The sequence below is a fragment of the Indibacter alkaliphilus LW1 genome (genome assembly GCF_000295935.2).
Taxonomy (GTDB): domain Bacteria; phylum Bacteroidota; class Bacteroidia; order Cytophagales; family Cyclobacteriaceae; genus Indibacter; species Indibacter alkaliphilus.
This window is the reverse complement of record NZ_ALWO02000007.1, coordinates 1-3,242: the sequence shown is the minus strand read 5'-3', so window position 1 is coordinate 3,242 and position 3,242 is coordinate 1. Positions and strand designations below refer to the sequence as shown.

Genomic DNA, 3,242 nt, shown 5'->3' with positions numbered 1-3,242 from the left:
AATAATGTGGCGGCGACCTACTCTCCCGGGTGTAACCCCAGTACCATCGGCGCTGCAGGGCTTAACTTCTCTGTTCGGGATGGGAAGAGGTGGAACCCCTGCGCGAGGCCGCCTAGTCTTGCTGTACCAGGCACAAAGTACAATGTACCATGTATGTCCGGTGACAGTCCCGCATGGCGGGAAAATATCTTGTGTTCTCATTCTTTGTACTTGGTACATCGTACTTGGTACAAAGATTTGAAATGTCTCGCAAAGAATGCAACAGCCTCCCGAACCGGTAAGCTTTCGGGCTATTAGTACTGCTCGGCTTTGTCATTACTGACTTTACACCTGCAGCCTATCAACGTCATCGTCTCTGACGGCCCTATATGGAAGTCTCATCTCGGAGGGGGTTTCGCACTTAGATGCTTTCAGCGCTTATCCCTGCCCGACGTAGCTACCCGGCAGTGCAGTTGGCACCACAACCGGTACACCAGCGGTCGGTCCAACCCGGTCCTCTCGTACTAAGGTCAGAGCTCCTCAAACTTCCCACGCCCGCAACAGATAGGGACCGAACTGTCTCACGACGTTCTGAACCCAGCTCGCGTGCCACTTTAATGGGCGAACAGCCCAACCCTTGGGACCTTCTCCAGCCCCAGGATGTGACGAGCCGACATCGAGGTGCCAAACCTCCCCGTCGATATGAGCTCTTGGGGGAGATCAGCCTGTTATCCCCAGAGTACCTTTTATCCTTTGAGCGACGGCCTTTCCATGCAGTACCGCCGGATCACTATACCCGTGTTTCCACCCTGCTCGGCTTGTCGGCCTTACAGTCAAGCTCCCTTATGCTATTGCACTCCGCGCACGGTTACCAAGCGTGCTGAGGGAACCTTTGGAAGCCTCCGTTATCCTTTTGGAGGCGACCACCCCAGTCAAACTACCCACCAGGCAATGTCTCCCGCATTGCGGGATTAGATACCAGGCAAACAAAGGGCGGTATTTCAACAGCGACTCCTCCATGCCTGGCGACACAGATTCGCAGTCTCCCGCCTATCCTACACATCGTTTACCCGATACCAATGCCAAGCTGCAGTAAAGGTTCATGGGGTCTTTCCGTCCCGTTGCGGGTACGCGGCATCTTCACCGCGACTACAATTTCACCGAGCTCATGGCTGAGACAGCGCCCAGATCGTTACACCATTCGTGCAGGTCGGAACTTACCCGACAAGGAATTTCGCTACCTTAGGACCGTTATAGTTACGGCCGCCGTTTACCGGGGCTTCAATTCAATGCTTCTCTTACGATAACATCCCCTCTTAACCTTCCGGCACCGGGCAGGTGTCAGGCCTTATACTTCCCCTCCCGGGTTCGCAAAGCCATGTGTTTTTGCTAAACAGTCGCCTGGGCCTTTTCACTGCGGCCCCCCATTACAGAGGGCGCCCCTTCTCCCGAAGTTACAGGGCCATTTTGCCGAGTTCCTTAGCCATGATTCACTCGAGCACCTCAGGATTCTCTCCTTGACCACCTGTGTCGGTTTGCGGTACGGGCCGTCATACGCTTATCGCCAGAAGTTTTTCTTGGAAGCTATTAGGGACTCTATCCGCGCTCCCGAAAGATTGCGGTACTATCAGGTTCGGCTATCCCCACGCATTTAACTATGGAAACAATACCTACACCCTTCAACGCGGTATTCCGTCACCGCGCGGTCCTTTCATCACTCCGTCACTCCGTCACCTGTATGACAGGTATGGGAATATTAACCCATTTTCCATCGGAATCCCCCTTCGGGTTATCCTTAGGTCCCGACTGACCCTGATCCGATTAGCGTTGATCAGGAAACCTTGGTCTATCGGTGTGCGGGTTTCTCGCCCGCATTATCGTTACTTATGCCTACATTTGCTTTTCCAAAAACTCCAGCGCACATCGCCATGCACCTTCGCCGCCGTTGGAATGCTCCCCTACCACTCCTCCCGTATCTACGGGAGAAATCCTACGCTTCGGTATTACACTTGATGCCCGATTATTATCGACGCCCTGCCGCTCGACCAGTGAGCTGTTACGCACTCTTTAAAGGAATAGCTGCTTCCAAGCTAACCTCCTGGCTGTCTCTGCAGCTGGACCACCTTTGTTCAACTTAGTGTAAATTTCGGGACCTTAGCGGTAGGTCCGGGTTCTTTCCCTCTCGGACTCGGACCTTAGCACCCGAGCCCTCACTGCCGTTACTGTATAAAGGCATTCGGAGTTCGTCAGGATTTGGTAGGATGTGACTCCCCCTAGTCCTATCGGTAGCTCTACCTCCTTCATACATTCCACGACGCTGTTCCTAAAAACATTTCGGGGAGTACGAGCTATTTCTCAGTTTGATTGGCCTTTCACCCCTACCCACAGATCATCCGGAAACTTTTCAACGTTTATCGGTTCGGTCCTCCATTGCGTGTTACCGCAACTTCAACCTGTCCATGGGTAGATCACAAAGTTTCGCGTCTACCCCCACTGACTCAACGCCCTGTTCAGACTCGCTTTCGCTCCGGCTGCGTGCTTTAAAACACTTAACCTCGCCAGTGAGGCGTAACTCGTAGGCTCATTATGCAAAAGGCACGCCGTCATCCCGTATGTACGGGACTCCGACCGCTTGTAAGCGCACGGTTTCAGGTTCTGTTTCACCCTCCTATTCGGAGTACTTTTCACCTTTCCCTCACGGTACTTGTTCACTATCGGTCTCCCAGGAGTATTTAGCCTTTCCGGATGGTGCCGGATAATTCAACCGGGATTTCTCCTGTCCCGGCCTACTCAGGATACCCGCCAACATAAACACACTTCCCTTACGGGGCTCTCACCCTCTACGGCCGTACTTCCCAGTACGCTCAGGTCACATAATTATGTCTTGCGCAGGTCCTATTACCCCGTATATGCCGTAACATACACGGTTTGGGCTGTTCCGCTTTCGCTCGCCACTACTCACGGAATCACTCTTGTTTTCTCCTCCTCTGCCTACTTAGATGTTTCAGTTCGGCAGGTTCGCCCCCCGGATTGACCGGGGTATCCCGCTTGTGCGGGATGGGTTGCCCCATTCGGAAATCCACGGATCAGCCCCACTTGCGGGTCCCCGTGGCTTATCGCAGCTTGGCACGTCCTTCTTCGCCTCTGGGAGCCTAGGCATCCCCCGTACGCCCTTATTCACTTACTCGCCCTACAGCCCCCTTTTGCAAAGGCTGCGGGTGTTCTTTACTCTGTTGCATTCTCTGCTCAACATGTCAATGAAC

Annotated in this window: 2 rRNA genes; both read right to left on the bottom strand. The window is 53.6% G+C overall.

What is annotated here, in order from left to right:
• Nucleotides 1-4 precede the first annotated feature (4 nt).
• Nucleotides 5-116: ribosomal RNA gene (rrf, locus tag A33Q_RS01210) — 5S ribosomal RNA — on the bottom strand.
• A gap of 157 nt (nt 117-273) precedes the next feature.
• A 23S ribosomal RNA gene (locus A33Q_RS01205) occupies nt 274-3,166 on the bottom strand.
• Between the last annotated feature and the right edge of the window lie 76 nt (nt 3,167-3,242).